Genomic DNA, 21,602 nt, shown 5'->3' with positions numbered 1-21,602 from the left:
GCTTTCTCACCGGGCTGCTTTTCAGCAAGTCAGCAAGCCCTTTCCGGGAGAGCATCAGGAATATGACTGGTATTATTGCTTACTCAGTAACAATTACCGCACGACGGTTCAAAGACCACGCACTTTCACTGTGCTCAGGATCCAGAGGCTTCTCAAAGCCAAAGCTGATCACTTCAATACGGTTCGCTGCTACACCTTTAGCGGCCAGGTAATCCATCACCGCTTTGCCACGACGCTCACCCAGGGCCAGGTTGTAAGTGCGGGTACCACGCTCATCAGTATGACCCTGAATGACGATATTTTTCATGTAACCCATATCAGAAGTCAGGTAGGCAGCATGCACATCCAGAGCCTTGTATGCATCATTATCCAGCCTGGCGCTGTCAAATGGGAAGAAATAGGTGTTTTTCTCCAGAAGCTCCTGAATCTCTTCCGGAGACTCATCAATTCGACCACTGTCAATCACTGCCTGAACTGCAGGATCCAGAACAGGCTGAACTTCAACCAGCACCTCTTCTTCAACAGTAACAACCGGCGGCTGGATTTCTGCTGTGGTTGGCTCTTTCTTGGAAGCACACCCTGCCAGCCAGAGAGCGGCTACAGCCATAGAAGCCGCTTTAACAACATTGGCGATTTGCATTTTTAACTCCAATCATTCTCTACGGGATTACAAAGATTTGTGCAGTACACTATCAGAACTGAAGTCACCCGACTAGCCCGAATAGCAAGGGATGATGAGGTTTCCTCAGAGAAAGGGCTACCGGAAAAAAGCAGTTTAAACGAGCATAGCAGCAAGTCGGAAAATCGGCAGGGCAAAAGTGACTGTCTACGCTCTGCTTCACAGGACTGTAGAACGGTCACCCTGCCTTTACGTTACCTGAGCTCAATAGCCGGGCCCCATGCAGGCTCCCGGACATCACCCTTGGCAGAAGGCAATCGCTGTTTCACCCGCCCATCAGCAGAAACAATACCCAGCTCGCCATTCTTGCCACCCTGTACAGAATAGATCAGTCTGCGCCCACCCGGGGCAATACTGGGAGAATCTTCCAGTCTGGATGACGTCAGCAGCCGCAGTCTATCGGTATCCAGGTCGAGCACCGCGATATTAAAGTCGGCGGCTCCCTCCCCTTTATGCACCAGAGCCAGCGACTTACCATCGGGAAAGACCTTGGCCCGGGCATTGAACCGCCCTTCAAAGGTTAGACGACGGGGCTTACCTGTTGTGATAAATTCACCATCACTTTTACGGCTGACCTCCTGCTGATAGACCTGAGGACTCCCACCCCGGTTTGAGGTAAACACGATACTGTTACCATCTGGCATCCAGTCTGGTTCAGTGTCTATGGCGTAGTGAGTCGAGACATTACTGATTTTATTCGTTGCCAGGTCAAGAATATAAATGTCCGGATTACCATCTTTGGAAAGCACCATGGCAATGGATTTACCGTTCGGTGCCCATACCGGAGAGTTATTCAGCCCTTTAAAACCGGTCAGTTTCTTGCGAATGCCCGTTGCCAGTTCCTGCATATAAATGGCAGGGCGACCCTGCTCGAAGGAGACATAGGTAACCCTTGTTCCATCTGGCGACCAGCTGGGCGATAAAATAGGCTCGCTGGAGCTGAACACCTTCCTGTTACGTTTACCATCCGCATCGGCATAATTTAGTTGGTAATCGGTTCTTTCAGCGTCATGCCTCTGGGCGGTTACGTAGAGAATCCGGGTGGAAAAATCGCCCTTCAGGCCCGTGATCTTTTCATAGACAACATCGCTGATGCGATGGGCCATCTCCCGAAGCTGGGCACTGTTTCCGGTAAATCCCCCCTTGGCAATGCGCTTTCCCCTGACAACATCATAAAGCTGATAGTTCATGGTGTAAGCTTTGTCCCTGAGGGTCACCTGCCCTGTTACCAGGTAAGAAGCCCCAAGCAACCTCCAGTCACGATAATAAACTTCCGGCTCACTGGCCGGGAAGCTGAGCATACTGGTTCTTGGCAGCGCCTTGAACAGGCCGCTGAGTTTCAAATCGTTATCAATGATTGCCGCCGGGTCTTCCGGCAACACTTTCCCCCCTGTCCAGCTGAAGGGGGAAACTGCCATGGACACAGCCTGGTCATTTCCCTGGGTGACCTCAATAACAAGCTCTGCCTGAGCACTCATTCCCCAGAGCAGACAGTAAAATAATAAACAGGTTTTGAATAAGTGCCTCATTTAACCAGATCCTCGGGCCTGAATCGGAAGGTGATTCGTCGGAAGTGTTGTTCAAAAATTCGCCGCTCAAGATCCTTCAGCTCCGAAAAGGGCGACGCTCGGCGTATAGCCTGAATAACGGAGCGATCAAACTCATCATTACCACTGGACTTCAGCATAGTAATATCCAGCACATCCCCAAAGGGAGAAAGACTGATTCGAATTTCTGCCACCATATTATTTCGTGCACTGGGAGGCCTGCTCCAATAACGGGAGGTCAGGCTTTTAATCAGCTCGGCATATTGTGCTTGCAACAGCTGGTCATGCTCAAGCTGCTGAGCAGCTGCCAAAGCCTGCTGTTCCATTGCCATGGCTTGCTCAAGCGCTTGCTGCTCTTTGCGCTTTTGCTCCTTTTCCCGCTGACGCCTCTCCAGCTCCTGACGTTCCCGGGCAGCTTCTTCCTTTTTGCGAAGCTCATCTTTTTTTCTTTCCTCTTCCCGCTTCAAGGCCAGGGCTTTCTGCCGCTCCTGCTCCTTTCGCTGCTGTTCCGCTTTTTTGCGCTTTGCCTCTGCTATTCTCTTGGCTTCCGCCCGCCTTTTTGCCTCTTCTTTGCGCTTTTGTTCCATATGATTCTGCGCAGGTTTCCTAACGGTTTGCGGTTTTGCCGCCGGTTCAGGCAACGATACCAATGCTGCGCTGATGGGCACTGGTGGTGCTATTTTTGGATGGGCGTCGGCACTCCAGTTGACTAAAAGCACACCAAACATCATGAGATGAAGCATCAGAGAGAGGGCTACAGCAAACCCATAACCTTCGGTCACCCTCGCTATAAAGGCTGGAAAAGCAATATTAAACCATCTCTTCATCTACCGCTCTTCCATGCCAACCGCCACCGGATCAGTGACCAGCCCAACATGACTGATACCTGAGTTTTGCAGGCCAGCCATTAATTGAACTACTGATCCATAAGCAACGTTGGTGTCTCCTTGAATCAATACTTGAATACCGGGTCTGGCACTCACGACCTTGCTGACTTTCTCTGTCAGGGACGAAAGATTCACGGCTTTGTCATGGTCAGATCCGACGTCCATATAATAACTGCCATCCGCCTTGATAGAGATGACCAGGACTTCTTTATCTTCTGGCTGGGCAATATTATCGCTACTGGTTTTGGGCAGCTCAACTTTCACGCCCTGGGTCATCATGGGCGCAGTGATCATAAAAGCGACCAGTAGCACCATCATGATATCGATAAACGGCACCATGTTTATTTCAGACATGGGTTTACGACGATTTCTTATCTTTGCCCCACTTATCATCGGTGACATTTCGGTAAGATCCCTTTATGTCCGGCTGTAAACTTTACGGTGAAGGATACTGGAAAACTCATCCGCAAATATCTCGTAATTGGACACCAGGGCTTCAACCCTTGAAGCATAGCGGTTATAGGCGACAACCGCCGGAATAGCGGCAACCAGGCCGACAGCAGTGGTCAGCAAAGCCTCGGCAATGCCCGGTGCAACCGAAGCCAGGGTTGGCTGCTGAACCACCGCCAGCCCCCGGAAAGAGTTCATAATACCGACAACCGTGCCAAAAAGACCAAGATAAGGGCAGGTAGATCCAACACTGGCAAGAAAGGGAAGGTTCCCTTCCAGGCGCTCCTGCTCCCTGGAAATGGCCACCCTCATGGCCCGCTGAGCACCTTCCATAACCGCATCAGGATCAACAGTCCCCTGGTTTCGCAGGCGGGTAAACTCGGCAAAACCGGCTTTAAAAATGTGCTCCACCCCTGAGCCGGGTTGTTCATTTTGTTGCACTTCCTTGTACAGCAGAATCAGATCCATTCCCGACCAGAAACGATCCTCAAAGGCAATCATAGCCTGCTGCGCATTTCTCAGCAGGATTCCCCGCTGGAAAATTATCATCCATGAAACAACCGATGCAGCTACCAGTAACAATAATACCAGTAGCACAATCCAACTGGCGTTACCCACCAGAGCCCATAGAGACATGCTTTCTGCCACCGACAACCTCTCTACCCATCAATTATGAAGTCGAAAAAGGACTGATCATAACACCAAAAACCACAATGGGGATCAGAACCACCCGATAAAGGTCAATCAAAGCCGGGTAATCTTATCCCGAGAATAACTGTTTGATAACACGTCAGTGAGGGAGATCAAATCAGATTTACAGACACCCTACAGAAGGACAGAAACCCCAACTACGCTTTTGCACAGTTCACAATGAAGCTATGAGCCAGAATGTTCCACTAAAGCGTTACAGAGTGTCTCCAGCCCCATAACGTCCAGCAGCTTACACAGTTCAATAACTTTTTCAGGGACGTTGCCATAACCCGGCTGCACAGACCACCCTTCGGCTTTTTCTTCCAGTGTTTTCAGGTCACCGATCTCAAGCAGGCGCTGCAAAGCAGTGACCATTTCCTTCTGACAAACGCCGGAGAGCGGCAAATCAGGAGACAAGCCGTTATCATTTTCCAAATGGTCATAAATACAATTAAACAGTTCATCAAAGCGCACGGGTTTGGCAATAAAACCACAAAAACCGGAATCTGCAATTTGTACTCTCGCCTGTTCTGACACACTGGCAGATACGGCCATAATCTTAATGGATGGGTGTCGGCCGATACGGTGAATCGCCCTGGCAGCATCAAAGCCATCCAGGCCGGGCATTCTAAGATCCATCAAAATAAGGTCGTAGCGAGTGGTTCTGCATTTTTCCACCGCTTCCAACCCTCCCTCTGCTGCCTCAACATGAAAAGACTTAGACTTAAGCGCCTTTACCAACATATCTCTATTATTAATGCTATCGTCAACCACCAGAATTTGATGTTGATTAAAGTGCTCTGGCTGTAAATCAGCTCCGCCGTTTCCCGGGGGCGAGTCGGCTAACACGTTTCTGCTTTCCCCGTGGCTAACCTGATAGGGAATACTAAAATAAAAACGACTCCCTTTGCCTGGTTCACTCTCAGCCTGAAGCTCTCCCCCCATAGCTTCCACCAGACGATAACTGATAGACAGCCCCAAACCGGCACCGCCACATTCCTGCCCTTTCTTTAGCTGGGTGAATGGCTGAAACAGCTGCGCCAAATCCGATGGGACAATGCCCACGCCACTATCAAGGACTTCAAATTGAAGCTTTTCACCTTTGACAAACACCTTTAGATAGACACTGCCAGAGTCAGTAAACTTGACGGCATTGCCAACCAGATTGATCAACACCTGGCGCAGTTTGACATTATCAGCAACGATCTCCAGCTCCACATTGGGCAGAATATCCAGCAGCAAGTTCAGGCCTTTGACTTTCGCAGTTTCGCGAAAATTGGCAAACACCATATCCAGCGTCACCTGGATATTAAAAGGCACCACCCGGGTTCTCACAATGCCGCTTTCAATCTTGGTGATATCGAGAATGTCATTAATCATGGTCAAAAGATGCAAACCACAGGCCTCAAGGGATGACAGACTTTCCCGGTATTTATCAGGAACATCACTGTCAGCCAACAGCAGCTGGGCATAGCCAAGGACGCCATTAAGCGGGGTTCTCAGTTCATGGCTGATATGTGACAGGAATAAAGATTTTGCCTGACTGGCCTTTTCGGCCGTTTCTTTCGCCTTCAGCAGCTCGCCTTCGATCCGTTTTCTCTGGGTAATGTCACGAAAAACGATGGAGATCAGCAAACCATCGGCTGTGGTCAGCACGTTGCTGGATATTTCCACTGGAAATCCATGGCCATACTTATCAACCCCACGGGAAAGCCATGCCTCCAGGCAATGGCTATCGATGTCATCGGAGTCGAGCTCCTTCAGCAGCATCAGATCTGACCGGTACTCAGGATCAATTAACAGCGCTAATGGCAGGCCCAGTAAATCACACTCATGATAACGAAAGAGATCTTCGACCCTGGGGTTGACCAGGGTGATGACACCCGCCGTATCGGTGATAACAATGGCATCCGGCGAACCGGCTATCAATGCCTTGAATTTTTCCGTATCACGAACAAGATGGGTAATATCATTTCCCATACACTCAATGCTATCCAGCTGTTGACCGGTGTTTTTCTGGGTGAGAGAGCTTTTATTGGCGTGCCCCGCACAACCCACTTCAATACAGCGTATGGAACCGTCTTTATGGAAAAATTCCAGTTCAAATGTTTCCTGCCAAACCCCTTTTGGCAACTGCTTCAGGACGCTTCTGAAGGTATCGTTAATCACCGAATCCGTTAAGAAACCCTGAATTTTTCCAGAAAACTCGTCTTCGTCGAAACCCAGTACTGAAGTTATTGATGGACTGACATAGGTAATATCCCCCGAAGTGGCCAGATGAAAATAGAAATAACGTCCTCTTAGCTGCTGGACAAGGCTGGCCATATTTTGTGCCCGGGCTTTTTGCAAAGCTTCTTCCCGGTTTAACAGTCGTTCCTTTAACCGGATAAAGCTCCGGTTCAGGCTAACCGCCTCATCCTTTGAATCCTGGAAATTATCACTTGAGTCACTGGGCAGAAAACCAAAGGTATTCATTTCACGCTTTAATTCATTCAGGGGACGCGTAATCCTGCCAGACACACCCCATAAGCATATAATGGCTAACACCATGGCCAGACCAATCAGGCTTGCGCTTAAAAAGGCCTGTTTATACACCGGCTTCATGATGTCAGTTTCCATGATGCTATAGCTGAAAAACCAACCGGTGGATTTAACAGGCACAGCTGCCGACCACTTGTAGCTGCCCCTGGTTAGAATACGGACACTGACCAGCCTGCCCTCCTTAACAACATTGTGCAAAACATCCTTCATAAAACCGCACGGTTGATCAGGCCTGGAAGGTTTAATCGGGCTGTAAAGTAAATGCCTGAACGAACCGCCATTATCTGAGGGAAAATAGAGTTCACCACTGCCCTCACAAGGCCCAAGCCGTGAGAATTTTTCAATGGTTCTGTACTTCAGTAGCGATATGCCATTGGCGTACACAATGTGTCCGAAAGGGTCGGCAATAATCAGGCGAACCCGAAAATCCAGGTTTATCGGCATATTGACCAGTTTGGCGGCATCCAGATCGAGCCTTAGAAAGCGGGTCCGATGGTTATCATCCGACACCCTGACCAGAAAGCTGGTATAAAATACCGGCCCGGTTAATTCAGTATTAACATACCAGTCATACTCTAAATTATTGTTGATTGATAAATAGATTTGATCAGGAATGGAGTAATCTGAGCCTTGATCTCCAGAAACAAATTTCTTCACCATCCAATCAAAGTAAACAGACTCTTTACTTTTTATCAACACCCCGCCTTTCTTTTCAAAATCGACAATGGATACCGATTTCACATAGGGCATATCTCTGAATATTGAAATAACTTTTGCAGAAAGGTCATGATAAGAAATATCACTGGCAGACAGGGATAAGGCCTTGCCAGCCAGGATCACTTTACTCATTCTTGTATCTACGGATGCTGCATATCGCAACGTCTCATTGAGATGCCTTCTGCCGATTTCCTCAGAGGCAGTCCGAAAGGTAAAATATAGAAAAACAAACGTAATGATACTGTAGAACACTATCGCTGGTAGCAGATTAAACAGCGTAATCTTCTGACGGATAGATGTAGCCATAACACCATATTACATCCGGAAATATTTCATAGGTACTGCAGCCGTGTTTATCAGACAACCATCATCCAACATGCCCCGCATTATCGATCACTATAGAATCTCCCATGGGGGTCATTAAGGCACTCCATAGAACTCCTGCTGATGGAGTCCCCGTTGATAAGGGAAGTATATGGTATACTGACAGATACTGACTTCAAGGATAGATCTTCCACAGAACCAATGCGGTCTATTGCTTTGAAAAAGCCCTCATCATAACCACTGCATACTCTGACGACTGGCGTATCATGCAGTAGAAAATGCCCCGACCTGTACCCATACCCTCCCTCGATAAACATAAAGTCCGGTTTGGAGGATGAGGTTTCATTAATCCTTGCCTTAATCTTCTCCTGAAGCATATTCATGGTAAGCTCACTGGTAAAGTTCATGAATGATATGTCATTGCCATTTCTATCCTTCGTGAGACGTAGCATCCAACGAGCATACTCTCTGGTATCTTCTGAAGGTAGTGGCATCATCATGTACACTCTTGGAGAGTGTTCCCGACCAAATTCATCTTGTATCATATCGACATAACCACGAAGCCATGGCTTTAATCGAGTCATAATACTGGACGACAAGTTCATTTTGATAAAGACACGCTCAACATCCCGTTCTACCTTCCTGGTTTCCGCACAGCTGCCCGGGAGCCATACGACGAGCTTCTTAAGGAAATCTTCATCAGAAAGGTTCTCATTATTTTCATTTCCCAGACTTATTTCTTTTCTGATTTCGTATAATTCTTTCAAACCACGAAGCACTTTTTCAAAAAATAATTTTTCATAACCATCCTGGCATGGCATATAGGTAACTGGTAATGAGCAATTTAGCTTACTGCCCTGCTCTCCTTTGTCCTTGACGAAAATACTGGACCATGGGTTTTCACTGACATTGCCAATCAGATAGGAATGCTCCGGTTGACGATTAACAAGTACCATTGTGTCCATTGTCAAATTCTCCAGAGTATCATGAAATGCCTCAACCCCTGTGCATTCTTCCAGGCGAAGAGATTTATCCTGACACATAGACCGCCACTGATATAAAGCCGTTCGAAACTTCTTATCACGCCCATGAAAAGGCTCAACCAGGAGCACATCCACTTTTTTACCATAAATCCTTCTGACCAGTCGTTGAAAGCAAGGTATGGTGATCATTAGAGAATCACTGGCTTCGTCAAACTCGGCATCCAGCAATAACTGATGACTTAATCCCAAAACACTATCAACGCTTCCACCCTCTATGGGTTTATAGCTATGAACATCTTCCCATTTTTTTAGCCAGGCAAAAGCAGATTCATTAAACATATCCTCTTTAGGGCAAGTAGTTGGAAAGAAATGAATAACATCACCTTTTATAGCCTTATTCATCATTGTTTCGCATTCAATTTTGGATAAGATATCTTCTTTGTGGTCACCAATACCATTGCCATTCAACTTCTTCGATGATTTCTCCGCCAGACTCTTTTTTATTCGCTTCATGTATCCAAAGGCCACATCAGACAACTGTCGAAGCAACTCCATTCTTCTTGATAAGGGTAATGATTTTATCTTTTCCGATTCAGCCGGATCAGTCTTATCTACATATTGATCAAAATCAACCAGGGGTTTTTGTATATACCGTTCAAATAAACTCGATACAACTTGAGAAAACTGCCCCCCTGAAGACGCGTCTTCATTATAACTGAGGCTTTCCATAGTCATTTCAGAGCCTGAGAAAAAATGGCAGGCACACCAGGATAAAAACCGATCATCTTCCGCCAGCAAAGAGGACACTTTGCTGACCACGTCCCGCAGGGAAGAGGTTTCCTCTTTATGTGAATCATGACTGACCGACTCTCTTACCAGTCTGGATTGTATTTTTTCAAGTTGACGAAGATCATTGGTCAGCATCACCAGCACAAACAATTTTGACATCTGTGGATCTTCAGACATTTTGGAAATAAAGTCATGGCGCTCCTTAATCCATTCCATCATAAATTGATTCCCCGGCAAAATCTGTCCATCGATGGTAACCGTTGCCGGGGCAACATCAAGATAAATAAGCTGATGTTTCTTCCGGTCATAGGCAAAATTTGCAAAATTACCATCAATAACACATTTGATTACCCAGCCATTGCCTTTCTCCTCGATCATCTTGTTAAATCGGTCACACCTGTCTATCAAATCCAGAATGCCTTTAATGATTTCAAATTTAACCTCAGGTTTTTCATCAGGATCTTTCAATATATATTCAACCATCTCTTCCTGATCGTATTTCCTCTGTAATCCTAACACTGTCACCTGGTCCTGTTCATAAAACTCCGGCTTCATTGAATCGCCATTAACATCCATTGCTTCCATCCTGTAATGGTGGTCGGACAAGACCGGTTCATCGCAATCTTCTCTGGGCAGGACGGGCAGGTAATCAAGGTTATTGAAAGCATCGGACTCTGATGCACTGTTTCTTATCCTCCTGACCGTCACTGGATAATTAGAAGCAGCGACACCATAGGAAACATTCTTTTCTGGAAAATCAAATTCATAAACCTGATCAGCATCAATAGTACCCTCCCGATACGGAACAGCTATGTATTCTATAGGACTCAGTGCAAACTTGATTTCTCCATTTTTTCCCAGCTGGGGGTCTGTCATTACACATGAGCATATTATCTGTGTACTACCCAGTGTCCTGATGGTTGTTGCAGAGGTAGGGCGGTTCATGCTGCGCATGATTTCTTTTGCTGCTAATTTGTTAAACTCTGCATGGATAAAAACACGTTGTGCAATTCCTGAACCAAGATATTCACCAACAAAGCCATTTTTCTCAGGTGTAGTCTTCCTGGTATTTCTGACAATGGGTATCGACTTCTGGCGCAGAAGATCCCTGTTGGTTTTATTGTTTATACTGCCATCCGGATTTCTTTTCAGCTTATCCCTGGTTGATTTGCACTCCTTTTCGACATCAAATATTTCATCAAGATCGGGTTCAGGACAGTTAATAAACGGGGCTTGCAACTCAATAAATAATTCCCCTTTTTTCAGAGTTGTTACAGGGACACTGCTGGAAAAATACAGTTGATTCCTGTCTTCACTTCCAGTGACCAGCCGATAGCTGGCAATTTCAGAAATAATTTGATCCTCAGGAATATTTTCCCGAAAGCGAATCAGGAAATTCATGCTGGATTTTTCCTCGAATGGATCCAGCAGTCTTACTCGATTAATCAATCCTGAAAACGCCCTGTCACCCTCAGCACCATCCAGTTCAATGTAGATACCATCAGGACTATACATTGGTTCAGGGTGTGTAACCCGATCAAAGTCATGGCGACCAAAGGGATCCTCATGATCGGGAATAATATCAGGGGTTAACAGCGTCACCGCATGTGAATGTTTCAGGTGTAAATACAGTTTATCTACATCATCCCTTGCATAAAAGCTCACCTCATAATAAGAATTCAACGCGAGATTGTTGCTGTCGAACAACGCAACAAATTTCTCCATGACCGGATGAAGATCTCTACATAATGGTGCGTTGCCATCCTGAACTGAATGACGGGTGAACCCTAAACTTTTCGCAAACCCCATCAACACGGCCAGGTCTTCAAGTTGACTGAGAGTGCTGTAATCTGATTTCGGTCTCTTGATCCCCCTGTGAGGCCAAATGACATCAGGTGCCGATAAACGACTTTGTGCAGCTTCAGTCGTTAACCACTGAATTAACTCAGGACGCTCAACCAGGCGACATCCCCTGTCTTTTACCCCTGCCAGTCTCCCCATTCCATTGTGATTAATCAATCCTTCTATCAGGTTCTCCTTGAAGACCTGTTCGGCTACTGCAAAAGGGATAACACGTCTTTTGATACCGGCAGCAGTTTGTACCTCTCCTGATGGATACTCTGACTCTGGTCTATCAATATTCGAGCGTACCTGCCTCCCGTAGGAAGTTTCAGGCGTTCCAAATGGGAGCATATTATACATCCTGTCTGTTTAGATAGGGCCGGACTGTGGCCTGTTGAAGTTTAGTTGCATACTGAGGGTATCAGGGTACTCCTGTTACGATATTTCCAAATGCCGTAAGGATAAAAAAAGAGGACTGACAGGTCCTCCGAGCATGAACTGAAGTCTAGTTCATAATACGACCTGAACAGCCCCTAAGGGTAATCATAGCCAAAATGTAGATAAGCGCTCTTAGTTAATACCCTGCCTCTGGGTGTTCTCATTATATAACCCTGTTGAATCAGGTAGGGTTCAAGCACATCTTCAATGGTGTCCCGCTCTTCACTGATGGCTGCGGCAAGGTTGTCAACGCCCACTGGACCGCCATCAAACTTTTCAATCATGGCCAGCAACAGTCGACGGTCCATATGATCAAAACCGCTGGCGTCCACATCCAGCATATTCAGGGCAGCGTCTGCCAGTTCACGGGTTACCGAACCATCGCCTTTTACTTCCGCGTAATCCCTGACTCTTCGCAGCAGTCGGTTGGCTATACGGGGTGTGCCTCTTGAACGGCGGGCAACTTCATTGGCCGCCTCGCTATTCATCTGCACTCCGAGAATACCAGCAGAACGGAGCACAATGGTACTGAGATCCGCCACATTGTAGAACTCAAGCCGTTGAACAATGCCAAACCGATCCCTTAAAGGTGAAGTCAGCAGCCCTGCACGGGTGGTCGCGCCCACGAGGGTAAAGGGTGGCAGATCCAGTTTAATCGAACGTGCCGCAGGACCCTCACCAATCATAATATCCAACTGATAATCTTCCATGGCTGGATAGAGCACTTCTTCAACGGCCGGGCTGAGACGATGGATCTCATCAATAAACAGGATGTCATTAGGCTCAAGGTTCGTGAGCAGGGCGGCAAGGTCTCCGGCCTTTTCAATCACAGGCCCGGAAGTCGAACGGATATTACTGCCCATTTCATTGGCAACAATATGGGAAAGCGTTGTCTTGCCCAGCCCGGGCGGACCAAATATCAACGTATGATCCAAAGCATCACCACGCTTTCGGGCCGCCTGGATAAATATCTCCATCTGCTCCCTGACTTTTGGCTGCCCGGTATACTCAAGCAACCGGACGGGTCGAATGGCCCGATCCTGGGCCTCCTCGCTCGGGCGTTCACTGGCTGATATTAAGCGATCCGCTTCGATCATAATTTTTCCCGGGAATGATGTTAAATCATACTTCTTAAAGCCTGCCTGATCAGTTCTTCACTGGACAGACCTTCTACTTTAATCCGCCCAATCACCTTGCTGGCTTCCTGAGGCTTATAGCCCAGGGCAACCAGGGCACTGACGGCTTCCTGTTCAGTATCAGCGGCCTGTTTTTCCAGGGCCTGCCCCAGGGGCGTTCCAGTCAAACCATCAAATTGCGCAGCTGCGCTATCCCATTTTGACAGTTTATCTTTTAACTCCACAATCAGGCGTTCCGCAGTTTTCTTACCAACCCCTGGTAATTTCACCAGGGTAGAACTGTCGCCATCATGAACACAACGTACAAATACAGACGCTTCTATTCCGGAGAGCAGTGTCAGGCCCAGTTTCGGACCCACCCCATTCACTTTAATCAGGGTACGGAACAGCTCTCTCTCCCGGGCGTCGCTGAAGCCATAGAGCAGCTGCGCATCTTCTCTAACGACAAAGTGCGTATAAAGTGTTGTCTCAACACCAACCTCTGGCAGACGGTAAAACACCGACATCGGCGCTTCAACTTCATAGCCCACACCCCCTGCCTCAATCAGCAGGTATGGGGCTTTTTTTTCCAGCAAAATACCGCGAAGTCTGCCTATCATATTCAGTATCTCTTCTAGCGACTTAACTACTTAATAACCGACGATTTCTTCTACCCGTTGCACCGGCCATTCGCACCAGACTTGCCCGTGTGTGGGAGTGACACAATGCCACTGCTAACGCATCGGCGGCATCGGCCTGAGGGGTTTTATCCAACTTCAGAATTGAAGTAATCATGTGCTGTACCTGGGACTTTTCCGCAGAGCCCTTACCCACCACCGCCTGTTTCACCTGTCGTGCCGAGTACTCTGAAACGTCAAGCCCATGATTTACCGCGGCAACAATCGCCGCGCCACGGGCCTGCCCAAGCTTCAGGGCAGAGTCGGCATTGCGGGCCATAAACACCTGCTCAATTCCGACAGATTGCGGGCTGTACATTTCAATCACCGTATTGATACCCTGAAAAATTTGGGCAAGTCTTTCTGGTAGTGGCCCATCCTGAATTCGGATACAGCCCGATGCCACGTATTTACATTGGGAGCCGATTTCCTCAATGATTCCATACCCGGTAATCCTGGACCCGGGATCAATCCCCAACAATATGGCCATTCCATTTCTGTTCCAAACCTGTCGTTAAAAAGAATACTGTATATACATACACGTTTCCAGCATTACAATTTTGAAACACGACATTACCCAAATAGGCTACGAAACTCAGCGATTGCGACTTACTCTTGAACGTGGGTTTTGGGGAGTCAGCTTGCCAGATGAATAATCAAATGAAAACATTACTGACCATTGCCAGTGTCACTGTGGTGCTGTTTCTAATCACACTGGCCTTTAATCTTTAATGGAAGCCTGAGGCTCCCTGATAATTGTTTTTGGCTAGGAGGCTCGAGAATAGCGCCCGTAGCGAGGATGGCAGCAAATTGGTCTAAAAACCCATTATTGATCAAATAAAGACAAGGTTAGCCACCCCGCCAGAGGCCCATTGCCTTGTGTCACTTCAGCGCGAGGGGTCAGCAGATAAGGCATACGTTACAGCCGATGAAGGAGGGCAGTTCTCAGATGACTGTTACTTTACCGCGCAATAATTTAGAAGAGCAAACAGGTAAACCAAAAAGCGAAAAAGGAAGAGAAAAAAGCCAGTAAAAACTCATTATGGGGATAATAACCGGAGAAAGTTTTAGGGCTTCGGCACTCAAAACCAAAGGAAGTACATACAACAAGAGAATTCCGAATTTAATCTATAAAATTCGTCGCAAGCACCAATTAAACAAGAGTTTATAGACATTTCAGCAAGATGAACTATATACAGGACAGTAGTCTACTTTTTATATTTTTTATGAATTAATGAAATATAATTATGGATAGAGGCGCTGCTGGTATAAGTTGGAAATACACGACATCAGGTAATAATTATAAACCACCGGATGGTCATACCAATGCTTCAAGGAGTGGGCGATATCAGCATAGCACAGTCAGACAGGTGAATACTCCACTCCCCTATATCCCAAGGTGTAATGCATTTTATCATACTTCTGACGCATGCTCCTCTCACTATCCACCAAGACATTCAGTAAAACCTGTTTATGATTTTAATGCTCTCATTACACACGAAAAAATGAATTGCCTGGTGAGGATATCTGCTCGTTATGGTGATCGCTATGATGGTAGAAAGCACAGTCAATTTGCCAGTTCAATTAAACAATACACACTGGCGTCAAAACGACCTTTAAATCATAGTGAACAAAGCCAACTGATACCATTGTTGCACGATTTTAAAGCGACACCCGGGTGGACCTGGCGAAGCCTGACGACAACGCTTCATTCCTTTACTTCAGCGGGTGTTTTGACCCCTCATAAATACATGGATGAGTTGGGAAAGGAAACTCAAGCTGCTTTACTGTCAACTTTACTTGATGCAGTAACAATACAGTGCAACCAAAAACCTGAAGTAAGGACTATTGATACACAAGGTATCGCCAACCTGCTATGGGCTGTGGCGAAACTGGTGGACAACGGGCTGGAGAAGACAGCGAAGCTCAAAGAGGCCGTAGCCGCACTGTTGCCCCATGTGAAAACCAAAGCCGAATCAAAAGAAGAGAAAGACCACTTTACTCCTCAGCATATTACCAACCTGCTGTGGGCCCTGGCGAAACTGGTGAACAACGGGCTGGAGAAGACAGCGAAGCTCAAAGAGGTCGTAGCCGCGCTGTTGCCCCATGTGAAAACCAAAGCCGAATCAAAAGACGAGAAAGACCACTTCAACACCCAAGGTATCGCCAACCTGCTGTGGTCTGTGGCGAAACTGGTGGACAACGGGCTGGAGCTGGAGAAAACACCGAAGCTCAAAGAGGCCGTGGCCGCTCTGTTGCCCCATGTGAAAGCCAAAGCCGAATCAAAAGACGAGAAAGACCACTTCAACACTCAAGGTATCACCAACCTGCTGTGGTCCGTGGCGAAACTGGTGGACAACGGGCTGGAGCTGGAGAAAACGCCGAAGCTCAAAGAGGCCGTGGCCGCTCTGTTGCCCCATGTGAAAACCAAAGCCGAATCAAAAGACGAGAAAGACCACTTCAACACTCAAGGTATCACCAACCTGCTGTGGTCCGTGGCGAAACTGGTGGACAACGGGCTGGAGCTGGAGAAAACACCGATGCTCAAAGAGGCCGTAGCCGCGCTGTTGCACCATGTGAAAACCAAAGCCGAATCAAAAAAAGAGAAAGACCGCTTCATTCCTCAGCATATCGCCAACCTGCTTTGGTCTTTGGCGAAACTGGCGGACAATGGGCTAGAGCTGGAGAAAACACCGAAGCTCAAAGAGGCCGTGGCCGCGCTGTTGCCCAATGTGGAAACCAAAGCAGAATCAAAAGAAGAGAAAGAACACTTCAAGCCACAGGAAGTCGCCAACCTGCTGTGGGCCGTGGCGAAACTGGTGGACAACGGGCTGGAGCTGGAGAAAACACCGAAGCTCAAAGAGGCCGTGGCCGCTCTGTTGTCCCATGTGAAAACCAAAGCCGAATCAAAAGACGAGAAAGACCACTTCAACACTCAAGGTATCACCAACCTGCTGTGGTCCGTGGCAAAACTGGTGGACAATGGCCTGGAGCTGGAGAAGGTACCGAAGCTCATAGAGGCCGTGGCCGCACTTTTGCGCCATGTGAAAACCAAAGCCGAAACAAAAGAAGATAAAGGACTCTTCAAGCCACAGGATGTCGCCAACATGCTATGGGCCGTGGCGAAACTGGTGGACAATGGCCTGGAGCTGAAGAAGACACCGAAGCTCAAAGAGGCCGTGGCCGCGCTGTTACCCCATGTGGAAACCAAAGCCGAATCAAAAGAAGAGAAAGACCACTTCAAGCCACAGGAAGTCGCCAACCTGCTGTGGGCCGTGGCGAAACTGGTGGACAATGGGCTGGAGTTGGAGAAGACACCGAAGCTGAAAGAGGCCGTGGCCGCGCTGTTGCCCCATGTGGAAACCAAAGCCGAATCAAAAGAAGAGAAAGACCAATTCAAGCCACAGGGTGTCGCCAACTTGCTGTGGGCCTTGGCGAAACTGGCGGACAATGGGCTGGAGCTGGAGAAAACACCGAAGCTCAAAGAGGCCGTGGTCGCACTATTGCCACATGTGAAAATCAAAGCCGAATCAAAAGAAGAGAAAGACCACTTCAAGCCACAGGAAGTCGCCAACCTGCTGTGGGCTGTGGCGAAACTGGTGGACAACGGACTGGAGCTGGAGAAGACACCGAAGCTCAAAGAGGCCGTAGCCTCGCTGTTGTCCCATGTGGAAATCAAAGCCGAATCAAAAGAAGAGAAAGACCACTTCAACAATCAAGGTACCACCAACCTGCTGTGGGCCCTGGCGAAACTGATGGGCAATGGGCTGAAGCTGGAGAAAACACCGAAGCTCAAAGAGGTTATGGCTGCGCTGTTGCCCCATGTGCTAACCAAAGCCGAATCAAAGGAAGAGAAAGACCATTTCAAGCCACAGGAAGTCGCCAACCTGCTGTGGTCCCTGGCAAAACTGGGTGAGGCTATTGAGCTGAAAGTGGTAAAATCAATGTTCGATTCTCTTGTCGAGAGAATCAGTGAAAACCCTCAACTCTCTGAGCATGATATATTGATGTCTCTCTGGGGAGTAATGGTATTCTGTGCCAGATTTCATCTGGACACAGGTAGCAGTGATAAAAACTCGCTTGAAAAGCACATAGGTGAACTATTTTCTCGCCTGGAAAATACATCCTCAGGCAATACAGATGATCAATACATCATTGCCATGGCTGCAAGTTGGCTAGGGAGAACGTGTCCGGTGATCCCCCATTACCAAACAATCATTTCACAATCCCAATCCACCTTCCGCGATCACCTCCAATCAAGCTTTCCGTCGTTGAAGATTGAAGAAGAAAAGAGTCTGAACTCATTACCTCCGGTTGACCTGCGACTGCCAGATTACAACATGGTTATCGATGTTCAGGGACCTTTTCATTACGTGAGTGGTGATTTCAAAACCAGGAATGGTTCGACTTTGCTTAAAATCGCCCTGCTGCAAAAATTAGGATTTGATGTCATTGAAATCCCGGTGAACAAGCTTGATAACCAGAATTCAATGAAAATCGTTATTGATCAAATAAAGACAAAGTTAGCAGTCCTGCCAGAGCCCCATGGCTCTGTGTCACTTAATAGCGGCGGGGGGACAGACGATGAGGCATACGTTACTGCCGATGAAGGAGAGCAATTCTCAGAGGACTGTTACTTTACCGCGGAAGAATATTTAGAAGAACAAACAGTTAAACCAAAAAATAGAAAAAGGAAGAGAAAAAAAGCCAGTAAAAACTCATTATGGGGATAATGACCGGAGAAAGTTTCTGACGTATCTGCCAGTGAACCATAAACCCAGGGACTCTTTGTGCAATGCTTGCCAGCCATCGACCAGCTTTAGTCTTGCGTCCCTTCAATTTCTTATAGTAAGGCTTTCGCGACAGCCTCGGACTGTGGGAACGAGTCCGTAAAACCCGGAGCAATCCGGGCTTTCAGTTAACACAACCCGGACTCAGCCCAGTTGCTCCATGACTTCTGCAGGAATGTCCGCATTGGTATAGACATTCTGAACATCATCCAGATCTTCCAGACGATCAATCAGCTTCATGATTTTCTCGGCACCTGCCAGGTCAAGCTCTGTCTGGGTAGAAGCGATCATGGCGACTTCACCACCCGCAGGAGTGAGCCCCGCTGCTTCCAGAGCATCCTTGACGGCCATAAACTCAGTCCACTCGGTCAGCACTTCTACTGAGCCATCATCATTAGTGACGATATCTTCAGCACCGGCTTCCAGGGCCGCATCCATGAGCTGCTCTTCATCAACACCTTCTTCAAAGAAAATCTGACCTTTACGCTCGAACAGATAAGCAACGGAGCCATCGGTTCCGAGGTTACCACCATGCTTGGAAAAAGCATGACGAACTTCTGCCACTGTCCGGTTGCGGTTATCCGTCAGGCACTCAACCAGAACCGCGATACCTCCGGCCCCGTAGCCTTCATAGGTGACTTCTTCCATATTGGAATCATCTTCACCACCGGCACCACGAGCAATCGCGCGGTTAATGGTATCCCGGGTCATATTGGCAGCCAGGGCTTTATCAACGATCGCTCGCAGCTTCGGGTTATCCTCAACATTACCGCCGCCCTGCTTTGCGGCAACGGTCAGTTCTCGGATAATTTTGGTAAAGATCTTGCCCCGCTTGGCGTCCTGCGCAGCCTTACGGTGTTTGATGTTGGCCCATTTACTATGACCTGCCATAAAAACCTCTATTTAAACGCTTGGCTGGCAGCCGCTCCACTGAGAGGCTGCCACGATTATTCAGTGACTGGTTGCAGATGCCGGATCGCGACGAATGCGCAGATTCAGATCACGAAGCTGCTGACTTTCCACTTCACCCGGAGCCTGCGTCAGCAAACAGGAAGCTGACTGGGTTTTCGGGAAGGCAATCACTTCACGGATGTTAGTCGTACCACACAGCAGCATCACCAGACGGTCCAGACCGAATGCCAGGCCACCGTGAGGAGGCGCACCGTACTTCAGGGAATCCAGCAGAAAGCCAAACTTCTCACGCTGCTCTTCTTCCTGGATGTCCAGCACACGGAATACCGCCTGCTGCATTTCCTGACGATGAATACGGACGGAACCACCACCCACTTCATAGCCATTCAGAACCATATCATAAGCACGGGACAGTGCCTGAGAAGGATTAGCTTCCAGCTCTTGCGCAGAGCAGGTTGGTGCCGTGAATGGATGGTGCAGCGCAGTCAGGGAACCATTATCAGTTTCTTCAAACATCGGGAAGTCAACAACCCACAATGGTGCCCAGTCACAGGTATAAAGATTCAGATCTTCACCCACCTTGCAACGCAAAGCACCCAGTGCCTCATTCACAATCGTTTCTTTATCCGCACCAAAGAAGACAATGTCGCCATTGGCAGCACCAATACGGGACATGATGTTCATAGTGACATCATCACCCAGAAACTTGATGATTGGCGACTGAAGGCCTTCAACCCCTTTCTCCAGCTCATTCACCTTGATCCAGGCCAGACCTTTAGCACCGTAGATGCTGACAAACTTTGTGTAGTCGTCAATCTGCTTACGGCTCAACTCGGCACCGCCGGTCACTTTCAGCGCGGCAACACGGCCTTTAGGATCTTCTGCCGGGCCTTTAAATACCTTGAAGTCAACGCCAGCCATCAGGTCTGCTACATCCACCAGCTCCAGGGGAATACGCAGGTCTGGCTTGTCAGAACCATAACGGCTCATGGCTTCGGCATAGGTCATGCGTGGGAATTCAGCACCGAGATCCACGCTCTTCACTTCCATGAACAGTTTTTTGATCAGGGACTCAGTGATGCCCATGATCTGAGCTTCATCCAGGAAGGATGTCTCAATATCGATCTGGGTAAATTCCGGCTGACGGTCAGCACGCAGATCTTCATCACGGAAACACTTGACGATCTGGTAGTAACGATCAAAACCAGACACCATCAACATCTGTTTGAACAGCTGTGGAGACTGGGGAAGTGCGTAGAAGTGCCCCGGATGCACGCGGCTGGGCACCAGGTAATCCCGGGCTCCCTCCGGAGTTGCACGGGTCAGCATCGGTGTTTCAATATCCAGAAAGCCGTGCTCTTCCATAAAGCGACGCACGACAGCGGTGGCTTTGCTGCGAATAATCAGCTTTTCCTGCATTTCAGGACGACGCAGATCAATGACCCGGTTACGCAGGCGGACATCTTCACCCACGTCGGTATAACCTTCAATCTGGAAAGGCGGAGTCTGGGCCTGGTTAAGGATTTCCACCTGCTTACCCAGCACCTCAATCTCACCGGTAGACATATTGCTGTTCACGGTGCCTTCAGGACGGGGACGAACCATACCGGTGATTTTCAGGACATATTCGCTACGCACCTTGTCAGCCAGTGCAAACGCTTCTTCAGTATCAGGGTCGACCACCACCTGAGCCAGGCCTTCACGGTCACGCAGGTCCAGGAAAATCACGCCACCGTGATCACGACGGCGATGTACCCAACCGCAGAGGGTGACTTCCTGCCCATCATGGGAAAGATTCAGTTCGCCGCAATAATGGCTGCGCATAATATACCTCAAATCAGGAATTCAACTGGATTTCATCCCTACAGCCGGGCTGAAAGGATTTGGATCAATCACTGGTTGCCGGGCAACTCTTTTATTGACTGGTTGCAGGGCAACCGGCACAACTACTCTTGCTGTCTTTGCCAGGACAGTGGTTATCACTGGAAGACAGGTTTTTCTTACTGCCTCCTTTGAAGTCGGTTTCATACCAACCGCCACCTTTCAGCCTGAAGGCCGGTGCGCTTAACAGCTTCTTCAGTGCAGCCTGACCACAGACAGGGCAATCACTCAACGGTGCATCACTGAATTTTTGAATCGCTTCAGTCACTTCGGAGCATTGCTCACACTGATACTCATAGATCGGCATTGACGCTAGCCTACCCTTTTACTTACAACAGTA

At 48.1% G+C, this 21,602-nt stretch carries 14 protein-coding genes; 1 reads left to right on the top strand and 13 read right to left on the bottom strand.

The features are described 5' to 3' along the window. Positions 1-79: 79 nt before the first annotated feature. The 10 genes from J7438_RS17030 to ruvC all read right to left on the bottom strand — a co-directional run bounded on the left by J7438_RS17030 (position 80) and on the right by ruvC (position 14,169). Positions 80-640 (bottom strand): OmpA family protein, encoded by a 561-nt coding sequence (locus J7438_RS17030; protein WP_209202645.1) that lies wholly within the window; start codon positions 638-640, stop codon positions 80-82. Between the two features lie 233 nt (positions 641-873). Then, positions 874-2,208 (bottom strand): Tol-Pal system beta propeller repeat protein TolB, encoded by a 1,335-nt coding sequence (tolB, locus tag J7438_RS17025; protein ID WP_286196656.1) that lies wholly within the window; start codon positions 2,206-2,208, stop codon positions 874-876. Further along, positions 2,205-3,053, bottom strand: coding sequence for a cell envelope integrity protein TolA (tolA, locus tag J7438_RS17020; protein WP_209202649.1), 849 nt, complete (start codon positions 3,051-3,053; stop codon positions 2,205-2,207). Before tolA ends, tolB begins: the two co-directional genes overlap by 4 nt. Further along, a complete protein-coding gene (gene tolR / locus J7438_RS17015; protein WP_286196655.1) occupies positions 3,054-3,515 on the bottom strand; it encodes a protein TolR in 462 nt (153 codons plus the stop codon). Between the two features lie 15 nt (positions 3,516-3,530). Then, positions 3,531-4,211 carry a protein TolQ gene (gene tolQ / locus J7438_RS17010; protein ID WP_503003915.1) on the bottom strand — a complete coding sequence of 227 codons (681 nt, stop codon included), beginning with the start codon at positions 4,209-4,211 and terminating at the stop codon, positions 3,531-3,533. 228 nt (positions 4,212-4,439) lie between these two features. Continuing rightward, positions 4,440-7,643, bottom strand: a complete 3,204-nt coding sequence (locus tag J7438_RS17005; RefSeq protein ID WP_209277492.1) for an ATP-binding protein — start codon at positions 7,641-7,643, stop codon at positions 4,440-4,442. Between the two features lie 254 nt (positions 7,644-7,897). Then, complete coding sequence (locus J7438_RS17000; protein ID WP_209277491.1) at positions 7,898-11,809, bottom strand: hypothetical protein; 3,912 nt, start codon at positions 11,807-11,809, stop codon at positions 7,898-7,900. 173 nt (positions 11,810-11,982) lie between these two features. Continuing rightward, entirely contained in the window at positions 11,983-12,984 is a 1,002-nt protein-coding gene (gene ruvB, locus J7438_RS16995; protein WP_209277490.1) for a Holliday junction branch migration DNA helicase RuvB, read from the bottom strand. A 20-nt stretch (positions 12,985-13,004) separates the two neighbouring features. Further along, positions 13,005-13,622 carry a Holliday junction branch migration protein RuvA gene (gene ruvA / locus J7438_RS16990; protein WP_209277489.1) on the bottom strand — a complete coding sequence of 206 codons (618 nt, stop codon included), beginning with the start codon at positions 13,620-13,622 and terminating at the stop codon, positions 13,005-13,007. A 22-nt stretch (positions 13,623-13,644) separates the two neighbouring features. Then, complete coding sequence (gene ruvC, locus J7438_RS16985; protein ID WP_209202655.1) at positions 13,645-14,169, bottom strand: crossover junction endodeoxyribonuclease RuvC; 525 nt, start codon at positions 14,167-14,169, stop codon at positions 13,645-13,647. A 757-nt stretch (positions 14,170-14,926) separates the two neighbouring features. Here ruvC and J7438_RS16980 point away from each other — a divergent pair. Beyond that, positions 14,927-18,412 carry an RAP domain-containing protein gene (locus tag J7438_RS16980; protein ID WP_209277488.1) on the top strand — a complete coding sequence of 1,162 codons (3,486 nt, stop codon included), beginning with the start codon at positions 14,927-14,929 and terminating at the stop codon, positions 18,410-18,412. Positions 18,413-18,613: 201 nt separating this feature from the next. On the opposite strand, the gene J7438_RS16975 is transcribed toward J7438_RS16980, so the two are convergent. From J7438_RS16975 to J7438_RS16965, 3 genes are all read right to left on the bottom strand, one after another. Next, positions 18,614-19,360 carry a YebC/PmpR family DNA-binding transcriptional regulator gene (locus tag J7438_RS16975; RefSeq protein ID WP_209202657.1) on the bottom strand — a complete coding sequence of 249 codons (747 nt, stop codon included), beginning with the start codon at positions 19,358-19,360 and terminating at the stop codon, positions 18,614-18,616. 60 nt (positions 19,361-19,420) lie between these two features. Continuing rightward, positions 19,421-21,205 carry an aspartate--tRNA ligase gene (gene aspS, locus J7438_RS16970; RefSeq protein WP_209277487.1) on the bottom strand — a complete coding sequence of 595 codons (1,785 nt, stop codon included), beginning with the start codon at positions 21,203-21,205 and terminating at the stop codon, positions 19,421-19,423. 91 nt (positions 21,206-21,296) lie between these two features. Further along, the gene (locus J7438_RS16965; RefSeq protein WP_209202659.1) at positions 21,297-21,569 is read right to left on the bottom strand and encodes an FmdB family zinc ribbon protein; all 273 of its coding nucleotides are present in this window, start codon (positions 21,567-21,569) and stop codon (positions 21,297-21,299) included. Between the last annotated feature and the right edge of the window lie 33 nt (positions 21,570-21,602).

This window comes from Thalassotalea sp. G20_0 (assembly GCF_017744175.1).
Lineage (GTDB): Bacteria > Pseudomonadota > Gammaproteobacteria > Pseudomonadales > Endozoicomonadaceae > Endozoicomonas.
Note: the sequence above shows the minus strand (reverse complement) of the source record. Positions and strands in the feature narration are given on the sequence as shown.